The sequence below is a fragment of the Streptomyces sp. NBC_00236 genome (assembly GCF_036195045.1).
In the GTDB taxonomy this organism is placed as follows: Bacteria; Actinomycetota; Actinomycetes; order Streptomycetales; family Streptomycetaceae; genus Streptomyces.
In genome coordinates this window covers 1,372,914-1,392,006 of the sequence record NZ_CP108100.1, presented here as the reverse complement: position 1 = coordinate 1,392,006, position 19,093 = coordinate 1,372,914, and the positions used below count along the sequence as shown (strand labels likewise).

The following is a 19,093-nucleotide window of genomic DNA, read 5'->3' as shown; positions in this document are numbered from 1 at the left end:
AGCGGTCAGTACGGCGAAGGGAAGGGCCCCGCGGCGACGCGGGGCCCTTCCGTCTCACCAGGTGGCCCGCAGCTGGCGGATGATCCGCCGCCGCAGCCGCACCCGGCGACTGCCGTCCAGGCGCAGCGTCAGCCGGTCCAACTCCCAGTGCCCGTACTCGGCATGGTCGGTCAACAGGCGGGCCGTCTCCTTCCGGGACACCCCGCGCGGCACGTACACATCGACAAATTCGTATTCCGGCATCGCATCTATTGTGCGGGCAGAGCCCGTGTACGGATAGCGTCTGCCCTATGTCTGATGCTGCGCAGCCCACCGCTGCCGAGGTACGCGCCGCCGCCGATGCGGTCAAAGCCGCGATCGACCACCACCTCGCGGCGGTCGAGCGCCGGTCCGGGGACGACGACCCCGCTGTCTACGACGCGTTCAACGCACTGGCCGCTGCGGCCGAGGTCTACGACGAACTCCTCTACGACCGCCACGACGAGGTCACCCCGTTCGAGATTCCGGGGGTGGAGGACTCCCTGCCGCCGTACAGCGGCCCGGAGGAGCCGAACGCCGTCAGCGTGCTGATCCGCCGCGACTACGCGGTGGTGGAGCCGCAGCGGCTGCTCGCGCAGGCACAGCGCCTCGCCGACGTGGACCCCGAGGACCGCGGGAGCGAGAGGGCGGCCGTGGTCGGCAGCAGTGTCCACGCGGCACTGGGGGTGCTCTTCGGGGAGTACGAGGCGGACGAGATCGCCTCCCGGCACACGGAGTTCGGCCTGGAGGAGGGCGATTCCACGCTCTGGGTCGCGGCCGCGGACGAGCTGCCGGAGCCGGGGGAGTGGCTCGGCGCCCCGTTCGACGACGCGGACCCGGAGCGGGTGGTCTGCCGTTTCGACGTCAGCGCGGTCTTCGACGAGGACGATCTGGACGAGGAGCTGGACGGTCTGACGAGGGACAGGACCTGAATCCCTCCCCCCAGGCCTGATCGCTTCCCACAGGCCTGCTCCCCCCGCCCCTGACGGAGCCGTGCCGAAGGGCCGGGCGGACGCGCGACGCGTCCGTCCGGCCCTTCGTGCCGTCCGTCAGCCGTCGGACGCCTCCAGCAGCGTCCGCAGCCGGGTGGTGCGGTCCTGGGCGGGGGACTGGGCCACGGCACGGGCCAGGGCCTGGTCGACACCGTGCACCACGGACAGATGCCGTTCCCCCCGGCCGAACGCGGTGTAGACCCAGGGGCGGCTCAGCCCCTGGGCCGCGTCACCGGGCAGGACGACGACGGCCGCGGGCCACCGCATCCCCGCCGCCTGGTGGGCACTGAGCGCCCAGGCATGCCGGACGGAGGCGGCGACCCGCTCCTGCGGTACGACGACGGGGCTCCCCGCACAGTCCAGATGCAGGCCCTCGGCGTCGGCCGAGACGACCACACCGGGCACGGTCCTGCCCGGCGCGGGGACATGGGCCACCCGGTCCCCGGGGTCGAAACCGCCGAAGCGGCCGGGGCCGGGGTTCAGCCGCTGCTTGAGCGCCTCGTTCAACGCCCGGGTGCCCGCCGAGCCGCCGTGGCCGACGGTGATGACCTGGGTGTCCGAGGAGGGCACGCCAATGGCGCGCGGCACGGAGTCGGCGACCAGCTGCACCGTGCGGTGCACGGCCTCGCCCGCGTCCCGCACGGGGACGATCACGACCTCCTTGCCCGGCGCCTCCACCTGGTTCAGCTCCCCGATGCCGATGCCCGAGACCAGTTCGCCGATCGGCCCCGGGTCCGGGGTGCGGGAGACGACCTGGGGGCAGGCGCGGGCCGCCAGCACATCGGCGAACACCCGCCCCGCGCCGGCCGAGCCCAGCACGCCGGGGTCGCCGCTCAACACCAGACGGGTGCCGTCGGCGAGGGACTCCACCAGCATCGCGCCGGTCTCCACGTCCAGCTGCGGGGCGTCCAGCACGACGAGCAGGTCGAGGGCGAGCGCCCCCTCCTCGTCCCGCCCGGGGCCCTCCGTGCCGGCGAGCAGCCCGGCCAGCGTGACGGCCGCCGAGGCGTCGCCGGCCACAGCGGCCAGCCGCTGCCGGCCGTCCACGCTGTGCGTGGCGCCCAGGGCCCGCAGACCGAGGCCCGCGGCGGCGGCGATCAGCGCGGCGGGTTCGGCCCGCGCCGCCTCGCCGCCCGTGTGCGCGACGAGGCCGTGGGCGGCGGCGGTGCGGATCAGCTCCGCGGCCGAGGGGGAGGGGGCCGCCGCGGCGGCCTCCGACCAGTCGGCGTCCTTCTCGCAGGCGTTGACCAGCCGGGCGATTCCGTCGGCGAGGCTCTCCTCCGCCAGCGCGTACCGGTCGAGGCCGAGGAGGACCTGGACCGGCTCCTGCTCCGCCGCCGGCTCCGCGCCCCCGTCGCCCGTGCCCTCGCTCTCCTCGTCCGTCTCTCCGTCGGCGTCCTCGGCCTCCGGGCCGTCCTGGAAGACCAGGACGACGCCCTCCGCGATGGCGTGCTGCACCGCTGCGCCGGGGTCGGTCACCGCCCGCGCGGCGAGCGCGGCGCGCACCTGCTCCGCGTCCAGGGCGGTGTGGCCCTGAAGGGCGGCCCGTTCCAGCAGCCAGCCGACCAGGGCCGCCGTGCGCCGCTCGTCGTCGGGTCCGCATCCGGTGTCCAGCAGGGCGCGGGCGAAGGTGTCGGCCTGCTCCGGGCCGACACCCGGCAGGGACAGCAGCTGCCACGGGTCCTCCCGCAGTGCCTCGTCGGCCTGAGCGCCCAGGACGGCGGCGGCGGGGGCCGCCAGGGCCTCCGGGGCCCCTCCCTCGGCCAGTACGGCCGCCACTGCGGCGACGGTCTCGGGCGACGCGCCCCGGGACGCGCGGACGGGCTCGGGGGCCTGCGTGCGCACCGGCACCGGTGCGGGGACGCTCCGGCGGGCCGGGGGCGGGGCGGGGGAGTCGAAGAAGGCGGTGCCGGGCTTCTCGCCGCTCTCCACGGCGCGCACGGCCGCCAGCAGATCGGCCGCCGGGCCGCTCAGCTTCGTACCGGCGGCGATGGGCCCTTCCTTCTCGGCCTTGCGCTTCTCGATCCGCTCGCGCAGTTCGCGCTGGGCGGCCAGCTCCGCCTCGGCCTCGGTGGGTGCCGCGGCAGCGGTGGCGCCGCCCTCGGTGCCCCCGTCCGCGGTGGCGGCGTCCTCCTGGGGCGCGGACCCGTCCGGTTCCTCCCCGGGGCCGTCGGCCGTCGCCCCGTCGGCACCGTCGTGGGCGGCCTCCGTCTGATCGGCGGGTGCGGGCGCGGTGGCGGGCTCGTCCGCGACGACGCTGTCGTCGTCGGTGGCCGAGGGGCCGGGGGATTCCCCCCGGGGAAGCGCAGTCACAGCGTGCTCCAGTCCTGGTCGGGATAGCGGTGCACGGGCGCCGACACATCGTCGAGCGCCTGGCAGATCTCGTCAGGAAGACTAAGCGTCTCCACTGACAATGCCTCCGTGAGCTGCTGCGCGTTGCGCGCGCCGATGATCGGGGCCACCACTCCCGGCCGGTCGCGCACCCAGGCCAGGGCCACCTGGAGCGCCGTGGTGGCCAGCCCGTCGGGCGCCGTCGCCACGGCGTGCACGATGCGGCTCGCCGGGTCGTCGAGATACGGCTCGACGAACGGGGCCAGCAGTTCGGAGGCGCCGCGGGAGTCCGCCGGGGTTCCCGTGCGGTACTTGCCGGTCAGCACGCCACGGCCCAGCGGGGACGACGGCAGCAGCCCGACGCCGAGGTCGAGCGCGGCCGGCAGCACCTCGCGCTCCACGCCCCGCTGCAGCAGCGAGTACTCCATCTGCGTACTGGCCAGCCGGGTCCGCACACCGGGCGAGGCGAGCTGCCAGGTCGCGGCCTTCGCCAGCTGCCAGCCGCAGAAGTTGGACACTCCCGCATAGCGGGCGCGTCCGCTGGACACCGCGATGTCCAGGGCCTGGAGCGTCTCGTCCAGCGGGGTCATGGGGTCGAAGGCGTGGACCTGCCACAGATCCACGTAGTCCGTACCCAGCCGCGCCAGCGAGGCGTCCAGGGCGGCCAGCAGATGTCCGCGCGAGCCGTTGAACCTGCGGTACGGATCGGCCACGCTGCCGGCCTTGGTCGCGATGACCAGGTCGTGCCGGGGCACCAGACCGGCGACGAGCTGCCCGAGCAGGTACTCGGCCTCCCCGCCGCCGTACACGTCCGCGGTGTCGACCAGGGTGCCGCCCACCTCCCAGAACGCCTTCAGCTGCTCGGCAGCGTCGTGCTCGTCGGTGTCCCGGCCCCAGGTGAGGGTGCCGAGCCCGATCCGGGACACTCGAAGGCCGGTGCGGCCGAGATGCCTCTGCTCCATGGGCGCTGAGGTTACTGGCCGGAGCCGCGCACGTGGCAGGCCTGTGGACAACAGGGGCCCGGGTGGCCCCTGCCGTATCGCCCTCCCGCGCGCTAGAGTCCGGAACACAGGGACGTTACTGATCAGTAAGGGGAGCGGCTATGCGGCTCGGCATCAATCTCGGTTACTGGGGCGCGGGAATGGACGGCGACAACCTCGCCGTCGCGCAGGAGGCCGACCGGCTCGGCTACGACGTCTGCTGGGCGGCCGAGGCCTACGGCTCCGACGCGCCGACCGTGCTGTCCTGGGTCGCCGCACAGACGGAGTCCATCGACGTGGGCTCCGCGATCATGCAGATCCCGGCCCGCCAGCCCGCCATGACGGCCATGACCGCGGCCACGCTCGACTCGCTCTCCGGCGGCCGCTTCCGCCTCGGCCTCGGCGTGTCCGGGCCGCAGGTCTCGGAGGGCTGGTACGGCGTCAAGTTCGACAAGCCGCTCGCCCGCACCCGGGAGTACGTCGAGATCGTCCGCAAGGCGATGGCCCGCGAGCGGCTCTCGTACGAGGGGCAGCACTGGACGCTCCCGCTGCCCGGCGGCCCCGGGAAGCCGATCAAGCTGACCGTGCACCCCGAGCGCGAGCACATCCCGCTCTACATCGCCGCGATCGGGCCGAAGAACCTGGAGCAGACCGGCGAGATCGCCGACGGCGCCCTGTTGATCTTCCCGTCCGCGGAGCATCTGGAAGACACCGCGATGCGGTACCTGCGGGCCGGGCGGGAGAAGGCCGGCAAGACCATGGACGGCTTCGACGTCTGCCCGACGCTGCCGCTCGCCGTGGGCGACGACGTCAAGGGCCTCGCCGACATGTTCCGGCCGTACACCGCGCTGTACGTCGGCGGCATGGGCAGCGCCAAGCAGAACTTCTACAACCAGCTCGCCCAGCGCATGGGGTACGAGAAGGAGGCCGCCGAGATCCAGGAGAAGTACCTGTCCGGCGACAAGGCCGGCGCCGCCGCAGCCGTACCGCACCAGCTGATCGACCAGACCACGCTGCTGGGATCGGTGGAGCGGATCGCCGACCGGATGCAGGCCTACGCGGCAGCCGGTGTCACGACCCTGACCCTGGCCCCCGCGGGCTTCACGCTCGACGAGCGGCTCGCCGCCCTGCGGGCCGGCACGGACGCGCTGGAGCGCTCCGGACTCGCCTGAACGGGCCCTGCCCGCGCCGGGCAGTCAGGGCCTGTCGTCGGACTGCCGTCTGCCGTGCGACGCGCGGCCGCCCTTCGGGCGGCTACGGCAGTCCGACGACAGGCCCTACGGCCGTGGTGGGGGCTCGGGGGTCCTCCCCGCCACGGCCGTCACGAGGGACAACGCGCGAGGGGCGGCCGGGTTACGGGGCCTGTGCGGAAACGGTTCGCCTGGGTGGGTCCGCCGCGAGGGCCGGTACCCCGTTCGGCCCAGTGCGGGAGCTCCCCTGTTGCCCGTCGGGACCAGTCGCATTTGACTGGCGCTCGGCAGACGCAGGCACGGAGGTGGCAGTGATGCTCTCAGCGAAGAACCTGTTTCAGGAGATGCTCGACGACGACGAGGCGTTCCGGCTGTTCTGCTCCATCGCTGCCAGCGGGGAATCCCAGGGCGGCTGGGAGAACGGCCGCATCGCCGCGCTCGTGCCCGCGAGCCAGCGCGCGCTCGCCCCGAAGATCGCCCGGCACGGCGCCGACGAGGACAAGCACGGGCGGATCTTCAACGCCCTGCTGAGGAAGCGCGGTCTGACCGCCGTCCCGGTCCCGCACGAGACCGACTACACGATGCTGCTGGAGAAGCACGGCATCGGACTCGCCCACGAGCAGCTGGGGCGCGAGGAGCCGCTCACCGAGCGCGACATCATCACCTACCTCGCCCACAGCCGGGTCACGGAACAACGAGCCTCCGAGCAGATGCGGCTGCTGCGCAAGCACTTCGCCGACCACCCCGACCTGGGCCGCGCGGTCAGGATGATCTCCAACGACGAGGACAACCACCTCGCGTACTGCCACGAGGAGCTCCTGCGCTTCGCCGCGGCGGGGCACGGACGGACGATCCAGCACATCCTGCGTGAGTGCGCCCTCGCCGAGATCCGGGTCTACCGCGATGTCAGCCTGGCCGTGATGGATCACATGGGCCGCGTCCTCGGCTGGTCCCGGGCGAGGGCCGCGGTGCTGGCGGCGGGGATCCACGCCGTCCACGCGTACGAGCGGCTCCTCGGCTGGCGGCGCATGGTCAGCCTGGCGCCTCCCGAGCGGCGGGACGCGCTGGGCGGGCCGGCCGTACCGGCACCCGAGTTCGCCTGAGGCGGGCCGGCCCGGGCGTCCGCGTCAGAGCCAGCCGCGGCGCTTGAACTGGCGGTACAGGCCGATGACCGCGCCCGCCATCAGCAGGACGACCGCCGGGTACGCCCAGACCCACCGCAGCTCGGGCATGTGCTCGAAGTTCATGCCGTAGATCCCCGCGACCATGGTGGGCACGGCTGCCATCGCCGCCCAGGCCGAGATCTTGCGCATGTCGTCGTTCTGCCGCACCCCCATCTGCGCGAGATGCGCCGACAGGATGTCCGAGAGCAGCCGGTCCAGCCCCTCCACCTGCTCGTTGGCGCGCGTCAGATGGTCCTGGACGTCCCGGAAGAACGGCTGCGAGTGCTCGTGGACGAACGGCACCCCGGCGCTGGCCAGCCGGGCCATCGGCACGGCCAGCGGGACCGTCGCCCGGCGGAACTCCAGCACCTGGCGCTTGAAGGTGTAGATGCGGGCCGCGGTGTTCTTGGAATCGCCCGTCCCGCTCGGCGCGAAGACCTGCGTCTCCAGCTCCTCCAGGTCGACCTGGAGCTCACCCGCGACATCGATGTAGTGGTCCACGATCGCGTCGCTGATCGCGTACAGGACCGCCGTGGGCCCGTGCTTGAGCACATCGACCTCGGCCTCCAGCCGACGGCGGACCGCGGCCAGGGGCGCGCCCTCACCGTGCCGGACCGTCACCACGAACGAGTCGCCTATGAACACCATCAGTTCGTCCGCGCTGACCGAGTCGCTCTCGTGCTCGTACACGATCGGCTTGATCACCGCGAACAGCGAGTCGTCGTACACCTCCAGCTTGGGACGCTGGTGCGCCGACAGGGCGTCCTCCACCGCCAGCGGATGCAGCCCGAACTCGCTGCTCACCAGCTCGAACTCCTTCTCCGTCGGCTCGTGCAGGCCGATCCACAGGAACGCGTCACCGCTGGCCCGCGCCTCGTCGAGGGCATCGGAGAAGTCGGCGGGTCCGTCGGTGCGGCGTCCGTCCCGGTAAATGGCGCAGTCCACGATCACGCGCGCATTCTTCCCTGCTCGGGTCCCCGGCGCACCTTTGCGTGGGCGTCGGCCTACGCTGGCCGGTATGCCGACCTTGATCCTCGTACGCCACGGACGCTCCACCGCCAACACGTCCGGGGTGCTCGCGGGCCGTACCCCCGGTGTCGCACTCGACGAGCGCGGCACCGAGCAGGCCGCCGCGCTCCCCGGGCGGCTGGCCGCCCTGCCCCTCGCCGCCGTCGTCAGCAGCCCCCTGCAGCGCTGTCGGGAGACCCTAGGGCCGCTGCTCGCCGCCCGGCCGGAACTGACGCTCCACACCGAGGAGCGGATCAGCGAGTGCGACTACGGGGACTGGTCCGGGCGCAAGCTCGCCGAGCTGACCGACGAGCCGCTGATGAAGGTCGTGCAGCAGCATCCGTCCGCCGCGGCGTTCCCCGGCGGCGAGTCGATGCGGGCGATGCAGGCACGCGCCGTCGACGCGGTACGGGACTGGAACGCGAGGATCGAGGAGGAGCACGGTGAGAACGCCGTCTACGTCATGTGCTCCCACGGCGACATCATCAAGTCCCTGGTCGCCGACGCCCTCGGCATGCATCTGGACCTCTTCCAGCGCGTCCACGCCGACCCGTGTTCCGTCACCGCGATCCGCTACACCAGGCTCCGCCCGTTCCTGCTGCGCCTGGGTGACACCGGCGATCTGGCCTCCCTGGCACCGAGTGAACCGGCCCCCGACGCGAGCGCCGGGAAGGGCGGCGGCGAGGAGGACGCGACGGTCGGGGGCGGCGCTGGGGCACCGTGATCGCTCCGCGCAGTAGGGTGGACGCGCCGTAGACGCCTTTCCGGGGGAACTCTCCCGGCCCGGCCCGGCCGACCCTCATATGCCGTCAATTTTCAAGGGAGACAGGACGTGTCCCGTCAGGTGTTCCTCTACGACCCCCCGGACCGCTTCGTGGCCGGCACGGTCGGGCTGCCTGGACGTCGTACGTTCTTCCTGCAGGCATCCTCAGGCGGACGTGTCACCAGCGTTGCCCTGGAGAAGACCCAAGTCGCCGCGCTCGCCGAGCGGGTCGACGAACTGCTCGACGAAGTGGTGCGGCGCACCGGCGGGAATTCGCCGGTGCCGGCCGTGGCCCCGATGGACGTCACCGACACCGCCCCGCTCGACGCCCCCGTCGAGGAGGAGTTCCGGGTCGGCACCATGGCGCTCGCCTGGGACGGCGAGGAACAGCGCATGATCGTCGAGGCGCAGGCCCTGGTCGAACTGGACGCGGACTCCGTCGAGGACCTCGCGGAGGCCGAGGAGCGGCTGCTCCAGGACGAGGAGAACGGCCCGCCGATGCTCCGGGTCCGGCTCAGCGGCGCCCAGGCCAGGGCCTTCGCCAAACGCGCCCTGGACGTCGTGAACGCCGGCCGCCCCCCGTGCCCGCTGTGCAGCCTGCCGCTCGACCCGGAAGGACACGTATGCCCGCGCCAGAACGGATACCGTCGCGGCGCCTGAGCGACGACGGGCTGATCACCCTGCTCGGCAAGGGAAAGCTCACGGTCCTCGGACAGGTCCGGGGGGCCTCCAACGCGGTGCTCTACTGCTCGGTCGCGTACGAGGGCGAGGAGGCGCACTGCGTCTACAAGCCGGTGGCGGGCGAGCAGCCCCTGTGGGACTTCCCCGACGGCACCCTCGCCCAGCGCGAGGTGGCCGCCTACGAGGTGTCCGAGGTGACGGGGTGGGGCCTGGTGCCCCCGACCGTGCTGCGGGACGGGCCGTACGGCGAGGGCATGTGCCAGCTCTGGATCGAGGCGGCGCCGCAGGAAGAGGGCACGCCCGGGCTGCTCGCGCTCGTCGAGGACGAGGAGCCGGGCGAGGGCTGGAAGCCTGTTGTGCTCGCCGAGGTGGGGGAGGGGAGGACGGCGTTGCTGGTGCACGCCGACGATCCCCGGCTGCGCCGGCTCGCGGTGCTCGACGCCGTGATCAACAACGGCGACCGCAGGGGTGGCCACCTGCTGCCCGCGCCCGACGGCCGGCTGTACGGCATCGATCACGGTGTGACCTTCAACGCGGACGACAAACTGCGCACGCTGCTGTGGGGCTGGGCGGGGGAGCCGCTGCCGGCGGAGGCCGTCGAGGTGCTGGACCGGCTTGCCGCGGAGCTGGAGCCGGGGGCCGCGCTGGTCACCCGGCTGGGGGAACTGATCACGGCCGCGGAGATCGAGGCCCTGAGGGCCCGTGTGGCGGCGCTGCGGGGCACGGGGCTGCATCGCGAGCCGAGCGGCGAGTGGCCCGCCATCCCGTGGCCACCGGTGTGATCAAGCCCCGGTGACCGCCGGGGGACCCCGGGAAACGCCGGGGCATGCACCTTCCGTGGCGGGGCGCAAGAGTGCCTCTTCGGTCAGGATCCCCCCTCCGGTTCGTATCCGGAAGCCGCGTCCGGTTACGCTCGTGGCATGCATGCCTGGCCCGCTTCTGAGGTCCCCGCCCTGCCTGGCAAGGGCCGCGACCTTCGGATCCACGACACCGCGACCGGCGGACGGATCACCCTTGACCCCGGTCCCGTCGCCCGCATCTATGTCTGCGGCATCACGCCGTACGACGCGACCCACATGGGTCATGCGGCGACCTACAACGCGTTCGACCTCGTTCAGCGCGTGTGGCTCGACACCAAGCGGCAGGTTCACTATGTCCAGAACGTGACCGACGTGGACGACCCCTTGCTGGAGCGGGCCGTGCGCGACGGACAGGACTGGACCGAGCTCGCCGAGCGCGAGACGGCCCTGTTCCGTGAGGACATGACTGCCCTGCGCATGCTCCCGCCGCAGCACTACATCGGAGCCGTCGAGGCGATACCCGGCATCGTGCCGCTCGTCGAACGGCTCCGGGACGCGGGTGCCGCCTACGAACTCGACGGCGATGTGTACTTCTCCGTCGACACCGACCCGCACTTCGGCGAGGTCTCCAACCTCGACGCCGAAGCGATGCGGCTGCTCTCCGCCGAACGCGGAGGCGACCCGGACCGCCCGGGCAAGAAGAACCCGCTCGACCCGATGCTCTGGATGGCCGCCCGTGAGGGCGAGCCGAGCTGGGACGGCGCCTCGCTCGGTGCCGGCCGGCCCGGCTGGCACATCGAGTGCGTGGCCATCGCCCTGGACCACCTCGGCATGGGCTTCGACATCCAGGGAGGCGGCTCCGACCTAGCCTTCCCGCACCACGAGATGGGTGCCTCGCACGCCCAGGTGCTGACCGGCGAGCACCCGTTCGCCCAGGCGTACGTGCACGCCGGCATGGTCGCCCTGGACGGCGAGAAGATGTCCAAGTCCCGGGGCAACCTGGTGTTCGTCTCGGTGCTGCGCCGCGACGGCGTGGACCCGGCGGCGATCCGCCTCGCGCTGCTCTCGCACCACTACCGCTCCGACTGGGAGTGGACCGACCAGGTGCTCGCCGACGCGGTGGAGCGACTCGCACGGTGGCGCGCCGCCGTCTCCCGGCCCGACGGGCTGTCCGCCGACGCCCTGGTGGAGGAGGTCCGCGCGGCCCTCGCCGACGACCTGGACGCCCCGGCGGCGCTGGCCGCCGTGGACCGCTGGGCCGAGCGGCAGACCGCCGAGGGCGGGACGGACGAGGGAGCGCCGGGACTCGTCTCGCGCACCGTCGACGCCCTGCTCGGTGTCGCGCTGTAACTGCCCGCCGCATTACGTTCGTTCACCGGCCCCGAACTTCTTGATGAAGTTCGGGGCCGGTTCCGTTTTGTCCATGGTCAAATGCTCGATGCTGCGCTAAAAGCGCTCTATGCAATCATCAACGCGCATCAGAGGGGCAGTAGTTGCAGCGCTGCTGGGGCTGCTCGCCGCGGTCTCGGGACCGGGCAGCGCACAGGCGGCCGACCCGGCCGAACCCGCAGGCACGACGGTCGGTGACCTCACCGGCTTCACCGCCGACGGGCCGGTGTACCGGCTGAGTGCGGGGGCGGCGAAGGCCCGTGTCAGCTTCGTGTCCGAGGAGACCTTCCGTATCGAACTGGCCCCCGACGGCACCTTCGAGGACCCCGCCGGCGATGCCATCGTCCTGCCGCAGGGCACACCGCCCCGCACCCGCTGGAAGGAGCGGAGCGACCGCTACGACCTCTCCACGGGCGATGTCACCCTGCGTGTCTACAAGTCGCCTCTGCGGTTCGCCCTGTACCGGGCCGACGGCAGCCTGGTCTGGTCCGAGGCGAAGGGGATCGGCTGGGACGACGAGAAGACCACCCAGACCCTGGCCCGCGGCGCCGACGAGCAGTTCTACGGCGCCGGCATGCAGAACGGCCGCGGCAACACCTCGCACCGGGACAAGACCGTCGAGGTCGGCGTCGACTACAACTGGGACGACGGCGGGCACCCCAACTCGGTGCCGTTCTACCTCTCGTCGGCCGGCTACGGCGTCTTCCGCAACACCTTCGCACCGGGCACCTACGCCTTCACCGACCCGGTGACCACCACCGAGCAGGAGCGGCGCTTCGACGCCTACTACTTCGCGGGTGACAACGCCAAGGACGTCATCGGCCAGTACACGAAGCTGACCGGCAAGCCGTTCATGCCCCCGGTCTACGGACTGGAGATGGGCGACTCCGACTGTTACCTGCACAACGCCAACCGGGGCGAGCGACGCACCCTGGACGCGCTGAAGGTGGCCGACGGCTACGTCGAGAACGACATGCCGAACGGCTGGATGCTCGTCAACGACGGCTACGGCTGCGGCTACGAGGACCTCGCCGAGACGGCGAAGGGTCTGCAGGACCGCGACATGGAGCTCGGGCTGTGGACCGAGGACGGCATCGACAAGATCGCCGACCAGGTCAAGGCCGGTCAGCGCGTGGCCAAGCTGGACGTGGCCTGGGTCGGCGAGGGCTACAAGTTCGCGCTGGACGGCTGCAAGGACGCGTACAAGGGCATCGAGGACAACAGCGACGCCCGCGGCTTCACCTACGCCCCCGAGAGCTGGTCGGGCGCGCAGCGCTGCGGTGTCCAGTGGTCCGGGGACCAGTACGGCACCTGGGACTACATCCGCTGGCAGATCCCGACCTACGCGGGCGCCACGATGTCCGGCCTCGCCTACACCACGGGCGACGTCGACGGCATCTTCGGCGGCAGCGCCAAGACGTACACCCGCGACCTCCAGTGGAAGATGTTCCTGGGGACCACGATGACCATGGACGGCTGGGCGGCCAGCGACAAGCAGCCCTTCCGCTACGGGGAGCCGTACACCTCCGTCAACCGCGACTACCTGAAGCTCAAGGAATCGCTGCTGCCCTACCAGTACTCCTACGCCCACGAGGCGACGAAGACAGGCGTCGGCATGGTCCGCCCGCTGGCGCTGGAGTACCCGGACGACCCGAAGGCGGCGACGGACGCGGCGAAGTACGAGTTCATGTCCGGCGAGGACTTCCTCGTCGCCCCGGTCTACGAGGACAGCACCGAGCGCGACGGCATCTATCTGCCCAAGGGCACCTGGACCGACTACTGGAGCGGACGGACGTACGAGGGGCCGGTCACGGTCGACGACTACGACGCCCCGCTCGACACGCTGCCGCTGTTCGTCAAGGGCGGTGCCAGTGTGCCGATGTGGCCCGGCATCCGCTCGTACAAGGACCGCACCGCCACCTCCCCGCTCGCCTGGGACATCTACCCGCAGGGCCGTTCCTCCTTCACGCTGTACGAGGACGACGGGGTGACCCGGCAGCACCGCGACGGCGCGTACGCCACCCAGCGGGCCGACGTCGGCGCACCGGCCAGGGGCGCGGGCGACGTCACCGTGAACATTGGTGAGAGCAAGGGGACGTTCGAGGGCAAGCAGAGCAGCCGCCCGTACGAGTTCAGCGTGCACACCGGCTCCGAACCGAGCGCGGTGAAGCTCACCGGCAAGCTGCCCCGGCTGGAATCGGCCGCCGCCTACGCCTCGGCGAAGCAGGGCTGGTGGTACGACCGCGACGACCGCGGCGGCGTGGTCAAGATCAGGACCGCACCGCTGTCCACGGACAAGAAGTTCTCCGTGAAGCTGGAGAACACCAGCGCGGTCGGCGGGCGCGACGCTTCCGCGACCGCCGGCCTCTCCATGCCGCAGGGGCAGGAGATCGGCGCGGGAGCCAGGGACACCGTCGCCGTCGACGTCACCGCCGGCACGGCCGATGTGACGGACGCCGTGGTCTCGCTCGACGTCCCCGAGGGCTGGCAGACCACGCCGGCCGCGCCCGTGGACCGGATCCCGGCGGGCACCACCCGGCGCGTCGAGGTCCAGGTGGCCCCGGCGAAGGACGCCGAGGCGGGGGAGACCAGGATCACCGCACTCACGCGCTACCGGTCGGCGGGCGAGTCCCGTACGGCCGTGCGGCGCTTCGCCACCGCCGTGATGCCGGCTCCGCCCACCGGTGAGGCGTGGGCGAGCGACCTGGAGTGGCTCACCTCGTCCAACGGGTACGGACCGGCGGAGCGCGACCGCAGCAACGGCGAGTCGGGCGCGGCCGACGGACACCCGCTGACCCTGGCCGGGAAGGTGTACGAGAAGGGGATCGGCACCCACGCCGACTCCGACATCGAGGTCTATCTCGGCGGACACTGCTCGAAGTTCACCGCCGAGGCAGGGATCGACGACGAGATCAACGGCTACGGCGAGGTGGCGTTCTCCGTCGAGGCGGACGGCAAGGTGCTGTGGACCTCGCCGAAGGTGACCGGTGCTTCGGCGACGGTGCCGGTCGACGTGCCGCTCGACGGTGCGCGGCACGTGCGTCTGAAGGTCACGGACACCAACGGGTCCAAGACCGGTGACCACGGGGACTGGGGCGCGGCGCGCTTCGTCTGTTCCTGAATGCCGGCAGCGACGCAGGGGAGCCGGGCGGGTACGCACCCGCCCGGCTCCGCGCTGCCCGGATCAGTCCTCCGAGGAGTCGTCCGGCGAGTCGTCCGACGAATCGTCCGGCGGCACGCTGCCTGCGGAACCACCGGCCGGCGGGGAGCCCTTTCCGGGGCCGGTCTCCGGCCTGGGCGGCTTCGGCGGCCTGGCCCGGCCGCTCGACGGGTCCCGCAGATACGAGCCTTCGCCGCTCTCCGTGGCGTGCCCGCCCGGAGCCTGGCCGGGGCCGGGATCCCGGCGTCGCAGATAGCGCTCGAACTCCCGGGCGATGGCCTCACCGCTCGCCTCGGGCAGCTCCGCGGTGTCCCGGGCCTCCTCCAGCGTCTGCACGTACTCCGCCACCTCACTGTCCTCGGAGGCCAGTTGGTCCACCCCGAGCTGCCAGGCACGTGCGTCCTCGGGCAGTTCACCCAGCGGGATGCGCAGCCCGATGAGGTCCTCCAGGCGGTTCAGCAGCGCCAGGGTGGCCTTCGGGTTGGGCGGCTGCGAGACGTAGTGCGGCACCGCCGCCCACAGGCTCACCGCCGGCACACCCGCGTGCGTGCACGCCTCCTGGAGGATGCCGACGATGCCGGTCGGCCCCTCGTACTTGGTCTCTTCCAGGTCCATGGTCCGCGCCAGATCCGGGTCGGAGGTGACACCGCTGACCGGCACCGGCCGGGTGTGCGGGGTGTCGCCGAGCAGCGCACCGAGCACCACCACCATCTCGACACCCAGTTCATGGGCGAATCCCAGGATCTCGTTGCAGAACGAGCGCCAGCGCATCGACGGCTCGATGCCCCGGACCAGGACGAGATCGCGTGGCTTGTCGCCGCCGATACGGACCACGGAGAGCCTGGTGGTCGGCCAGGTGATCTTGCGTACCCCGCCGTCCAGAAAGACGGTCGGGCGGTTGACCTGGAAGTCGTAGTAGTCCTCGGCGTCCAGCGCCGCGAACACTTCGCCCTTCCACTCCCGGTCCAGATGCGCGACCGCCGTGGAGGCGGCGTCACCTGCGTCGTTCCACCCCTCGAACGCGGCCACCATGACCGGGTCGATCAGCTCGGGAACCCCCTCGAGCTCGATCACCCAGGCCTCCTTCCGAAGTTCCCTTGCGTACGGAACAACCTTACGGCTTCCGGCCACTCCCGCCGCAGCCCTTGCGCACGGTGGGGCGAACCCGGCCGGCCGAGGCCGCGTCACCGGCTGCAGCGGGGCATCGGCCCCGCCAGACATCCGAGCTGTGTGGGGTCAATTTCCGCTCAACTCTGGACGTTGGGGCCTTCAGGGCGCTATACATCGGATGACCAGAGCAGAGGTCCGATGTTATATCCCCTGGGGGCGCACATGAGTCAGACCGTCACGGATTTCGAGGTCCACGACATCCGTTTTCCGACCTCGGAACAACTGGACGGTTCGGACGCCATGAACCCCGATCCCGACTACTCGGCCGCCTATGTCGTGCTGCGTACCGAGGGAGCGGACGGTCACGGCGGCGGCATCGAGGGGCACGGCTTCTGTTTCACCATCGGGCGCGGCAACGAGGTGATGGCGGCCGCCATCGAGGCGCTGCGGCCCTACCTGACCGGCCGGCCGGTGCCCCGCACCGCGGCCGACCTCGGCGAGCTCTACCGGGACCTCACGCACGACTCCCAACTGCGCTGGCTGGGCCCCGAGAAGGGCGTGATGCACATGGCGGCCGGCGCGGTCCTCAACGCCGCCTGGGACCTGGCGGCCAAACACGCGGGCAGACCCGTCTGGCAGTTCCTGGCCGAGATGACGCCCGAGGAGCTCGTCTCCCTCGTCGACTTCCGGTACCTCACCGACGCCCTCACCCCCGAGGAGGCACTCGCCATCCTGCGCGCCGCCGAGCCCGGCCGGGCCGAGCGTGCGGAGCGGCTGCGCGCCGAGGGATACCCGGCCTACACCACCTCGCCCGGCTGGCTCGGCTACTCCGACGACAAGCTGGTGCGACTGGCGAAGGAGGCCGTCGCCGACGGCTTCACCCAGATCAAGCTCAAGGTCGGCGGTGACGTCGCCGACGACGTCCGCAGGCTCGCCCTCGCCCGGGACGCCGTCGGCACCGGCGTACGCATCGCCGTGGACGCCAACCAGCGGTGGGACGTCGCCGACGCGGTGGAGTGGATGACCGCGCTCGCGCCGTACGACCCGCACTGGATCGAGGAGCCGACCAGCCCCGACGACATCCTCGGCCACGCCGCCGTGCGCGCCGGCCAGCCGGTCAAGGTCGCCACCGGTGAACACGTCGCCAACCGTGTCGTGTTCAAGCAGCTGCTCCAGGCCGGAGCCGTCGACTTCGTCCAGATCGACGCGGCGCGCGTCGCCGGTGTCAACGAGAACCTGGCGATCCTGCTGCTCGCCGCCAAGTTCGGCGTGCCCGTCTGCCCGCACGCCGGTGGCGTCGGACTGTGCGAGCTGGTCCAGCACCTCTCGATGTTCGACTACGTGGCGGTCTCCGGCACCTGGGATGACCGGGTGATCGAGTACGTCGACCACCTCCACGAACACTTCGTCGACCCCACCGTGATCGAGTCCGGGCGCTACTCCGCTCCGGCGGCACCGGGCTTCTCCGCCCGGATGCACCCCGAGTCGATCGCCGCACACCGCTACCCGGAGGGTCCCGTATGGCAGGCCCGCCGCACCAACGAGGAGGACAGCCGATGACCGGCACACGCGACTTCGAGGGGATGAACGCTCTGGTGACGGGCGGTGCCTCCGGTATCGGGGCCGCCGTCGCGACCATGCTGCTGGAGCGCGGGGCCCGCGTCGCGGTACTCGACCGGGAGACCGCCGGGGCACCCGAGGGCGTCCTGGCCATGAAGGCGGACGTCACCGACGACGCCGCGGTACGCGAGGCCGTCGACCGGGCCGCCGCCGAACTGGGCTCCCTGCACACGCTCGTGTCCAACGCGGGCATCGGCTCCATCGGCAGCGTCGAGGACAACGACGACGACGAGTGGACCCGCGTCCTGGACATCAACGTCCTCGGCATGGTCCGCACCGCCCGGCACGCGCTGCCGCACCTGCGCAGGGCCGCGGCCGAGCGCCCCGGCGCCGTATCGATCACCCAGACCTGCTCGATCGCCGCGACCGCGGGGCTGCCCCAGCGCGCCCTGTACAGCGCGAGCAAGGGCGCCGTCCTGTCCCTGACACTGGCCATGGCCGCGGACCACGTCCGCGAGGGGGTCAGGGTCAACTGCGTCAACCCGGGCACGGCGGACACCCCGTGGATCGGCCGGCTGCTCAGTCAGGCGGATGACCCGGCCGCCGAACGCGCGGCCCTGGGCGCCCGGCAGCCGCTGGGCCGGCTGGTCTCCGCCGACGAGGTGGCCGCCGCGATCCTCTACCTCGCCAGCCCCGCCGCGGCCTCCGTGACGGGCACGGCCCTGGCGGTCGACGGCGGAATGCAGGGGCTGCGCCTGCGCCCCGCCGACAGCTGAACCGGGACGCGCGGTCCGGACGGGACGCTCGGGACCGCACCTCTCACAGCATCCGCACCACCTGTACCACGCACCCCCGCAATGCCATCAGATCCTTCGAGCCGGTACTCACAAAGGAACGGGACACCCATGAGAGTGCGTACGACGAGTGCGGCGGCCTGCGCCGTACTGCTGGCCGTCACTGCCCTGGCGGGCTGCAACCGCGAATCATCGGACGGGGGTGCGGGCAGTGAGAAGGTCGGCATCGACCTGCCGCGCAGCGACAGCGACTTCTGGAACGCCTACCAGAACTACGTCGAGAAGGGAGTGAAGGACGGCGAGGTCAAGGCCCTGCCGCTGACCAACTCACAGAACGACATCGGCAAGCTCGTCGCCAACGTCCAGACCTTCACGGACCAGGGCGCCAAGGCCGTGGTGATGGCTCCTCAGGACACCGGTGCGATAGCCGAGTCGCTCAACACGCTGAACGACAAGAAGATCCCCGTCATCAGCGTCGACACCCGCCCGGACAAGGGCAACATCTACATGGTGGTGCGCGCCGACAACAAGGCGTACGGGACGAACGCCTGCAAGTACCTCGGCGAGCAGCTGAAGGGCAAGGGCAAGGTCGTCGAGTTCCAGGGAGACCTGTCCTCGATCAACGGCCGCGACCGGTCCGAGGCCTTCAAGGCCTGCATGGACAAGGACTTCCCGGGCATCAAGGTGTTCGAGCTGGCCACCGAGTGGAAGGGCGACGTCGCGTCCGCCAAGCTCCAGTCCACCCTGGCCGCGCACCCCGACATCAACGGCATCTACATGCAGGCCGGCGGAGTCTTCCTGCAGCCGACCCTCGCGCTGCTGGAGCAGAAGAAGCTGCTGAAGCCGGCCGGCACCCCGGGCCACATCACGATCATCTCCAACGACGGCATCCCGGAGGAGTTCGACGCGATCAAGGCCGGGAAGATCGACGCGACGATCTCCCAGCCCGCCGACCTCTACGCGAAGTACGCGCTCTACTACGCCAAGGCGGCCCTGGCCGGGAAGACCTTCAAGGAAGGCCCCACCGACCACGACTCGAACATCGTCAAGATCCCGAACGGCTTCGAGGACCAGCTCCCCGCGCCCCTGGTCACCAAGGACAACGTGGACGACCCGAAGCTGTGGGCCAATCAGCTGGAGAAGAAGAGCTAACC

16 protein-coding genes are annotated in these 19,093 nt (G+C 71.6%); 11 read left to right on the top strand and 5 right to left on the bottom strand.

What is annotated here, in order from left to right; genetic code table 11:
- Window positions 1-54: 54 nt before the first annotated feature.
- Window positions 55-243 carry a DUF5703 family protein gene (locus OG446_RS06100; RefSeq protein ID WP_136328229.1) on the bottom strand — a complete coding sequence of 63 codons (189 nt, stop codon included), beginning with the start codon at window positions 241-243 and terminating at the stop codon, window positions 55-57.
- 47 nt (window positions 244-290) lie between these two features.
- On the opposite strand from OG446_RS06100, the gene OG446_RS06095 reads away from it, so the two are divergent.
- The gene (locus OG446_RS06095) at window positions 291-950 is read left to right on the top strand and encodes a hypothetical protein (RefSeq protein WP_328893054.1); all 660 of its coding nucleotides are present in this window, start codon (window positions 291-293) and stop codon (window positions 948-950) included.
- 117 nt (window positions 951-1,067) lie between these two features.
- On the opposite strand, the gene OG446_RS06090 is transcribed toward OG446_RS06095, so the two are convergent.
- Entirely contained in the window at window positions 1,068-3,323 is a 2,256-nt protein-coding gene (locus OG446_RS06090) for a helix-hairpin-helix domain-containing protein (protein WP_328893053.1), read from the bottom strand.
- Window positions 3,320-4,303, bottom strand: coding sequence for an aldo/keto reductase (locus OG446_RS06085; protein ID WP_328893052.1), 984 nt, complete (start codon window positions 4,301-4,303; stop codon window positions 3,320-3,322). The genes OG446_RS06090 and OG446_RS06085 overlap by 4 nt, the downstream gene beginning before the upstream one ends.
- A 140-nt stretch (window positions 4,304-4,443) precedes the next feature.
- Between OG446_RS06085 and OG446_RS06080 the strand changes: the two genes are divergently transcribed.
- Together OG446_RS06080 and OG446_RS06075 are read left to right on the top strand one after the other, a co-directional pair.
- Entirely contained in the window at window positions 4,444-5,493 is a 1,050-nt protein-coding gene (locus tag OG446_RS06080) for an LLM class F420-dependent oxidoreductase (RefSeq protein WP_328893051.1), read from the top strand.
- A 332-nt stretch (window positions 5,494-5,825) separates the two neighbouring features.
- Window positions 5,826-6,614: a ferritin-like domain-containing protein gene (locus tag OG446_RS06075; protein WP_328893050.1), complete on the top strand. Its 789-nt coding sequence runs from the start codon at window positions 5,826-5,828 to the stop codon at window positions 6,612-6,614.
- A 24-nt stretch (window positions 6,615-6,638) separates the two neighbouring features.
- Here the strand turns inward: OG446_RS06075 and corA are convergent, their stop codons facing one another.
- Window positions 6,639-7,625, bottom strand: coding sequence for a magnesium/cobalt transporter CorA (gene corA / locus OG446_RS06070; protein ID WP_328893049.1), 987 nt, complete (start codon window positions 7,623-7,625; stop codon window positions 6,639-6,641).
- Between the two features lie 67 nt (window positions 7,626-7,692).
- Here corA and OG446_RS06065 point away from each other — a divergent pair, with 67 nt between their 5' ends.
- The 5 genes from OG446_RS06065 (at window position 7,693) to OG446_RS06045 (ending at window position 14,436) form a co-directional block, all read left to right on the top strand.
- A complete protein-coding gene (locus tag OG446_RS06065; protein WP_328893048.1) occupies window positions 7,693-8,406 on the top strand; it encodes a histidine phosphatase family protein in 714 nt (237 codons plus the stop codon).
- A gap of 108 nt (window positions 8,407-8,514) precedes the next feature.
- Window positions 8,515-9,105 carry a DUF3090 domain-containing protein gene (locus OG446_RS06060; protein ID WP_328893047.1) on the top strand — a complete coding sequence of 197 codons (591 nt, stop codon included), beginning with the start codon at window positions 8,515-8,517 and terminating at the stop codon, window positions 9,103-9,105.
- Window positions 9,069-9,908 carry an SCO1664 family protein gene (locus OG446_RS06055; RefSeq protein ID WP_328893046.1) on the top strand — a complete coding sequence of 280 codons (840 nt, stop codon included), beginning with the start codon at window positions 9,069-9,071 and terminating at the stop codon, window positions 9,906-9,908. The genes OG446_RS06060 and OG446_RS06055 overlap by 37 nt, the downstream gene beginning before the upstream one ends.
- A gap of 138 nt (window positions 9,909-10,046) precedes the next feature.
- Window positions 10,047-11,276 (top strand): cysteine--1-D-myo-inosityl 2-amino-2-deoxy-alpha-D-glucopyranoside ligase, encoded by a 1,230-nt coding sequence (mshC, locus tag OG446_RS06050; protein WP_328893045.1) that lies wholly within the window; start codon window positions 10,047-10,049, stop codon window positions 11,274-11,276.
- Window positions 11,277-11,385: 109 nt separating this feature from the next.
- Window positions 11,386-14,436 (top strand): NPCBM/NEW2 domain-containing protein, encoded by a 3,051-nt coding sequence (locus OG446_RS06045; RefSeq protein WP_328893044.1) that lies wholly within the window; start codon window positions 11,386-11,388, stop codon window positions 14,434-14,436.
- Between the two features lie 63 nt (window positions 14,437-14,499).
- Here the strand turns inward: OG446_RS06045 and OG446_RS06040 are convergent, their stop codons facing one another.
- Window positions 14,500-15,549 (bottom strand): PAC2 family protein, encoded by a 1,050-nt coding sequence (locus OG446_RS06040; protein WP_328893043.1) that lies wholly within the window; start codon window positions 15,547-15,549, stop codon window positions 14,500-14,502.
- Window positions 15,550-15,807: 258 nt separating this feature from the next.
- Between OG446_RS06040 and OG446_RS06035 the strand changes: the two genes are divergently transcribed.
- The 3 genes from OG446_RS06035 (at window position 15,808) to OG446_RS06025 (ending at window position 19,091) form a co-directional block, all read left to right on the top strand.
- The gene (locus OG446_RS06035) at window positions 15,808-17,145 is read left to right on the top strand and encodes an enolase C-terminal domain-like protein (protein WP_328893042.1); all 1,338 of its coding nucleotides are present in this window, start codon (window positions 15,808-15,810) and stop codon (window positions 17,143-17,145) included.
- A complete protein-coding gene (locus OG446_RS06030) occupies window positions 17,142-17,921 on the top strand; it encodes an SDR family NAD(P)-dependent oxidoreductase (protein WP_328893041.1) in 780 nt (259 codons plus the stop codon). Before OG446_RS06035 ends, OG446_RS06030 begins: the two co-directional genes overlap by 4 nt.
- 129 nt (window positions 17,922-18,050) lie before the next feature.
- Window positions 18,051-19,091 carry a sugar ABC transporter substrate-binding protein gene (locus tag OG446_RS06025; RefSeq protein ID WP_328893040.1) on the top strand — a complete coding sequence of 347 codons (1,041 nt, stop codon included), beginning with the start codon at window positions 18,051-18,053 and terminating at the stop codon, window positions 19,089-19,091.
- Window positions 19,092-19,093 lie beyond the last annotated feature (2 nt).

Excerpts from the sequence above, each read along its gene's own strand:
- OG446_RS06100 (WP_136328229.1), bottom strand. The coding sequence starts at position 243 with ATGCCGGAATACGAATTTGTCGATGTGTACGTGCCGCGCGGGGTGTCC.
- OG446_RS06095 (WP_328893054.1), top strand. The coding sequence starts at position 291 with ATGTCTGATGCTGCGCAGCCCACCGCTGCCGAGGTACGCGCCGCCGCC.
- OG446_RS06085 (WP_328893052.1), bottom strand. The coding sequence starts at position 4,303 with ATGGAGCAGAGGCATCTCGGCCGCACCGGCCTTCGAGTGTCCCGGATC.
- OG446_RS06080 (WP_328893051.1), top strand. The coding sequence starts at position 4,444 with ATGCGGCTCGGCATCAATCTCGGTTACTGGGGCGCGGGAATGGACGGC.
- OG446_RS06075 (WP_328893050.1), top strand. The coding sequence starts at position 5,826 with ATGCTCTCAGCGAAGAACCTGTTTCAGGAGATGCTCGACGACGACGAG.
- OG446_RS06065 (WP_328893048.1), top strand. The coding sequence starts at position 7,693 with ATGCCGACCTTGATCCTCGTACGCCACGGACGCTCCACCGCCAACACG.
- OG446_RS06055 (WP_328893046.1), top strand. The coding sequence starts at position 9,069 with ATGCCCGCGCCAGAACGGATACCGTCGCGGCGCCTGAGCGACGACGGG.
- mshC (WP_328893045.1), top strand. The coding sequence starts at position 10,047 with ATGCATGCCTGGCCCGCTTCTGAGGTCCCCGCCCTGCCTGGCAAGGGC.
- OG446_RS06045 (WP_328893044.1), top strand. The coding sequence starts at position 11,386 with ATGCAATCATCAACGCGCATCAGAGGGGCAGTAGTTGCAGCGCTGCTG.
- OG446_RS06035 (WP_328893042.1), top strand. The coding sequence starts at position 15,808 with ATGAGTCAGACCGTCACGGATTTCGAGGTCCACGACATCCGTTTTCCG.
- OG446_RS06030 (WP_328893041.1), top strand. The coding sequence starts at position 17,142 with ATGACCGGCACACGCGACTTCGAGGGGATGAACGCTCTGGTGACGGGC.
- OG446_RS06025 (WP_328893040.1), top strand. The coding sequence starts at position 18,051 with ATGAGAGTGCGTACGACGAGTGCGGCGGCCTGCGCCGTACTGCTGGCC.